The organism is bacterium (genome assembly GCA_019695335.1).
Taxonomy (GTDB): domain Bacteria; phylum CLD3; class CLD3; order SB21; family SB21; genus JABWBZ01.
The window spans coordinates 1-4710 of the sequence record JAIBAF010000120.1 but is presented as its reverse complement, the minus strand read 5'-3'; the positions used below and the strand labels follow the sequence as shown (position 1 = coordinate 4710).

The window sequence follows — 4710 nt, the reverse complement described above, 5'->3', positions numbered from 1 at the left end:
TCAAAACCGGTGCGTACGCCGACGCCTATCGCGCGCTCGAATCGCAAAATGAAACATTGTTCAAAGAAAAAGAACAGACCATCCGCGAATTAGTCGGGGCGCTGAAGACCGGCGATCATGCGTCAGCGGTCGCCATTGAAAAACAATTGGATCTTTCTCAGGAACAGCAGAATGCTTTAAGAAAACAGGCGACCGACCTGATGATCCGCAACGATCCGGCGGCTAATACCAACGACACCAATTATATTTTTCTGAATTTCGTGATTCATTATTTGCCGGTCGGGCTGGTCGGATTGGTGATCGCGGCCATCTTTGCCGCATCGATGTCGTCGACGTCCGCCGAATTGAATTCGCTCGCGTCCACAACCGTGGTGGATGTATACAAACGGATGGTCAATAAAAACGCGAGTGAAAAACAATACGTCGTCGTCAGTAAATTAGCGACGGTGATGTGGGGAATCTTTGCGATCATTTTTGCGGAATATGCCAATCGTCTCGGCTCGCTGATCGAAGCGGTAAATATTCTCGGGTCGTTATTTTACGGAACGATTCTGGGAATTTTCTTATTGGCGTTTTATTGTAAATTCGTGCGGGGGACGGCGGCTTTTTATGCGGCGATTCTCGGAGAGATAGCGGTCGTGTGCTGTTTTATGTTTACTGAAATTTCATTTTTGTGGTACAATGTGATCGGATGTTTACTGACGATGGGACTGGCGCTGATGTTTAATTTATTCATTCCTAAAAATACAACACACGGATAATACAGCTTAACCGCATCATCCGTGTGCTATTTATATCCCTGCTTACATCTGCAATTTCTTCAAAATTCCGTCGATACGTTTTTTCTGATTTTCATCCGTCGTCATCTGCATTGCTTTTTTATAGTTTTCAACAGCAAGTTTCTTGTCGCCGGATTGATCGTAGCCGTCCGCTAAACTATCGTAGGCATTCCATGATTTCGGAAAGCGGCGTACGTTGACTTTGAATACTTCGACGGCTTCTTTGGTTTTTTTCTGGCCGAGTAACTGATAACCGTAGTTGTTAATTTCTGCTTCCGTTGCGGTTTCCAATGTCGCTTTGATCAGATCGTCCGCTTCTTTGGTTTTGCCCATTTGCGCCAGCACGCGGGCTTTCATTAATTGAGCATTTCCGCCGCCGCCGAATGCTATGGCCTTTTCAGCCCAGGTGAGCCCTTCTTCAAGATTAATATTGTATTGTACACAGAATCCGGCGGCTTGGTTCCAGCCCTGCCATGTGAATCCCGTAGTGTTACGCAATTCATTCCGAAGGTTAGCCAAAATAATTTGAGGCGTGTTCGTTTCGATTTTGAAAGGAACTTTTAATTTTTCCCAACGCAGATAAGCGATGGTTGAACTATAGGTCATTTCATCAAAACCGTAGCATAATCTTTCCTGGTGATCGTTCATTTTGACAGGCGTGGTTGTCACGCGCAGAGCGTCTTCAGCTTCATTGTACCAGAAACTTCCCCATGATTCGTGATTTTTACTGAATATGATGGTCCAGTCTTTTTCGGTAGGAATCATGTGAACGCCATACGTACCGGCGGCGAGAGGTTTTCCCTGTACGGTCACATCGTGATTAAAAGTAATCGTTGTATTGACATTTGCACCCGCGCGCCATGGCATAGGATTGCCTGAACCAAAACCGCCGGATGGAGCCAGTCCGTAAGGCACGAGGTCGCCCCATACTTTGCGTCCGTTAACGGCAGGGCTGCCGTAGTTAATCGTTATTGTCGTCAGACCGATTGTCTGCATCATCTCAGCGCGGGGGCTGGCCTCCGGCAGAGTGATGAGTTGCTGAGCGCTGGCGGCGTACGCCAACAAGCTCAACATCAAAGCCATTGTGAATAGTTTTTTCATAGATCCTCCTTTGATGGTAAGTGATTTAATTTTTTCTTCATGCGGCGTTATACTATTTACTGATCAGTATTATTTAGAAATTACGTGCGATTGCAAAAACTTTCGAATAGTTGCGTAAATTTTGATGCGTTCTTCACGTGTAAATCCTCCGTGGAAACCGCCCGGAATAGTCAGTAATTGATTGGGGACTTTGCAGCTGTCGAGCGCTTTGTGTAAACGGACCGCTTGATCATACGGCGCAATCCAATCAGAATCGCCGTGAATGGTCAGGATTGGGGGTAATCCCGGCCGTACATACTGAATTGGCGAGACCAGACGCGCAGTTGCTTTAGGGTCAGGCAGGTTACTCAACCACTCCACCGCAAAGGATTGCTGATTTTTGCCTTCAGAGACATCTACGACATCCGTAATGCCATACCAATTAATGATGGCCGCAACTTTCAATTCTTCCGTGCCGGAACATAGCTCATCAAGTCCGGTTGTAGCGGGCAAGATGCCTGTTGTCAGTGATAAATGTGAACCGGCCGATTCACCGGTAACGACCAGTTTGTTGACATCAAAATTATATTTTTTAGCGTTACGGATAACCCATCGAAGTGCGCAACGGCAATCGGCTACGGCTTTCGGAGCTGTAGAAGGTCCGGCACGGTAATTAACATTAACGGCCGCCCAGCCCATTTCCAAATACGGCAGAAAATGCAACACGGATACGTTTTTATCACCACCCATCCAACCTCCGCCATGAATGTATATAACCGTTGGAACAGGATTAGCGGCATCCGCATGGCGAGGTACGTAAACGTCAAGCTTGATTTCAATATTATCGGCAACCAGATACGTGACGTTCGGTACAACATAATACCGCCCGCCGATCTCGGCCGCCCACATAGACACATCAGATGTGGACGTTTGAGCTAAGACAACTCCAGAAGCTATCCATGCAAACCATACTAATAAAAAGAAACGTTTGTACATACTGTTAATTGGTATTATCAACTTTAAACGCGAGCTTCAATTTTTCCCACGTCAGAACGACATTGGCGCTGTTGTCGTTTTGTTTCTGAATGGCGAAAGCAAGGCGTTCCTGAAAATCGTTTGACTGCGGTTTGACTTTAACGCGCAACGCATCGTTCTCTTGTTTGTAACTGTAGCTGCCCCATGCTTTATAATCTTTGCTGAAAATCACGGTCCATTCACCGGAAGTCGGAATGGTATGTACGCCGTAGGTTCCGGCGGCCAGCGACTGGCCTTCGATCTTCACGGGTTTGGAAAATGAGATCGTCGTATTTTCATTCGCGCCCGTACGCCAGACTTCGTTGTAGGGGACTAATTTGCCCCATATTTCGCGGCCTTTGACGGAAGGGCTGGAATAGTTAACCACGATGTCATTGCCGTTCAGCGTTAAAGAGGCGGTCGCCGCCGGACTTGGGCGCGATCCTTTGTCCTGGGGGACCATTTCGACGATCGTCAGCGCAACGCACGCAATAGCCAAAAGAAATGAACGGGATATCATGACAGTCTCCTTGAATTTTTTTTGAAGTGATTAGGGTGAAGAATTGCGTCCTGTGATACGCTAACGAATTAAAAGAGTTGCAAAATTTTTCGTGACAATGGCGGCCTTTTATAATATATTCCGCGCGCGTTAATATACGATCATGACGGAAAAACGCTATCACACAACAAGGGCATTTTAAAGACAGGAAAAAATTTCAATGTCGAATGGCGATCTGAATAAGGAAATTTCCCGGCGGCGCACGCTGGCGATCATCTCGCATCCTGACGCGGGGAAAACCACGATGACGGAAAAGCTGTTATTATATTCCGGCGCGATCCAGCGTGCAGGCAATGTCACCGGCGGTAAACGCGCCACGACGACCTCCGACTGGATGGAGATCGAGCAGGAACGCGGGATTTCCGTTTCCTCGAGCGCGATGCGCGTGGAATACGGCGACGTGCTGTTGAATATTTTGGATACGCCCGGTCACCAGGATTTCAGTGAAGACACCTACCGTACACTCATGGCCGTCGATTGTGCGATCATGTTACTCGATGCGGCCAAAGGCGTCGAACCGCAAACGATCAAACTATTCAAAGTCTGCCGCGATCGCGGAATTCCGATCATTACATTCATTAATAAACTCGATCGGCCGGCGCTGAGCCCGTTTGAATTGCTCGACAACGTCGAATCCGTTCTCGGGATCGTGGCGGTGCCGATGAGTTGGCCGGTGGGCGACGGACAACAGTTCCGCGGCATCTACGAGCGTGCGGAAAAACATTTTCATTTTTTCGAACGTACGGTCGGCGGTATGTACAAAGCGCCCGTAACGATGGTCGATATTCATGACGCAAATGTGAAATCGTCGCTCGGCGAACAAGCGCATGCGAAACTCGTCGAGGATCTTGAACTGATCGAAAGCGCGTTGCCGCAATTCGATATGGATGCATTTTTGAAAGAAAAAATCACGCCGGTATTTTTCGGCAGCGCGTTGACCAACTTCGGCGTGGAGAATTTTCTGCAGTACGTTTGCAAACTCGCGCCGCAACCGCAGCCTCTGAATACGTCCGCCGGAGAAATTCAGCCGACGACCGAAAAATTTTCCTGCTTCGTTTATAAAGTTCAGGCGAATATGAACAAAGCGCATCGCGACCGGTTGTCGTTTGTCCGTATCGTGTCCGGCCGTTTCGAGCGCGGGATGATGGTCAAACATTTCCGCACCGATAAAGAAGTGAAACTCAATTATCCTTTCCAGATTTTCGGACGCGACCGCACGATTTTGGATGAAGCGTATCCGGGCGACGTGGTCGGATTGATCAATCCCGGGCTTTTCCG

5 protein-coding genes are annotated in these 4710 nt (G+C 48.1%); 2 read left to right on the top strand and 3 right to left on the bottom strand.

The window, feature by feature from the left end; genetic code table 11:
* Positions 1–761: sodium:solute symporter (locus K1X84_16715; GenBank protein MBX7153272.1), on the top strand; the 761-nt coding region annotated here is incomplete at its 5' end.
* Positions 762–803: 42 nt separating this feature from the next.
* Here K1X84_16715 and K1X84_16710 read toward each other — a convergent pair.
* The 3 genes from K1X84_16710 to K1X84_16700 all read right to left on the bottom strand — a co-directional run bounded on the left by K1X84_16710 (position 804) and on the right by K1X84_16700 (position 3336).
* The gene (locus K1X84_16710; GenBank protein MBX7153271.1) at positions 804–1880 is read right to left on the bottom strand and encodes a DUF2911 domain-containing protein; all 1077 of its coding nucleotides are present in this window, start codon (positions 1878–1880) and stop codon (positions 804–806) included.
* A 69-nt stretch (positions 1881–1949) separates the two neighbouring features.
* Positions 1950–2855 carry an alpha/beta hydrolase gene (locus K1X84_16705; GenBank protein MBX7153270.1) on the bottom strand — a complete coding sequence of 302 codons (906 nt, stop codon included), beginning with the start codon at positions 2853–2855 and terminating at the stop codon, positions 1950–1952.
* A gap of 4 nt (positions 2856–2859) precedes the next feature.
* A complete protein-coding gene (locus K1X84_16700; protein ID MBX7153269.1) occupies positions 2860–3336 on the bottom strand; it encodes a DUF2911 domain-containing protein in 477 nt (158 codons plus the stop codon).
* Between the two features lie 256 nt (positions 3337–3592).
* Between K1X84_16700 and K1X84_16695 the strand changes: the two genes are divergently transcribed.
* Positions 3593–4710 (top strand): peptide chain release factor 3 (locus K1X84_16695; protein MBX7153268.1); only part of this gene is annotated, 1118 nt, incomplete at its 3' end.

What these genes read in the sequence shown, in the direction of transcription:
- K1X84_16700 (MBX7153269.1), bottom strand. Translation starts at nt 3,336, where the DNA reads ATGGTCCCCCAGGACAAAGGATCGCGCCCAAGTCCGGCGGCGACCGCC.
- K1X84_16710 (MBX7153271.1), bottom strand. Translation starts at nt 1,880, where the DNA reads ATGAAAAAACTATTCACAATGGCTTTGATGTTGAGCTTGTTGGCGTAC.
- K1X84_16705 (MBX7153270.1), bottom strand. Translation starts at nt 2,855, where the DNA reads ATGTACAAACGTTTCTTTTTATTAGTATGGTTTGCATGGATAGCTTCT.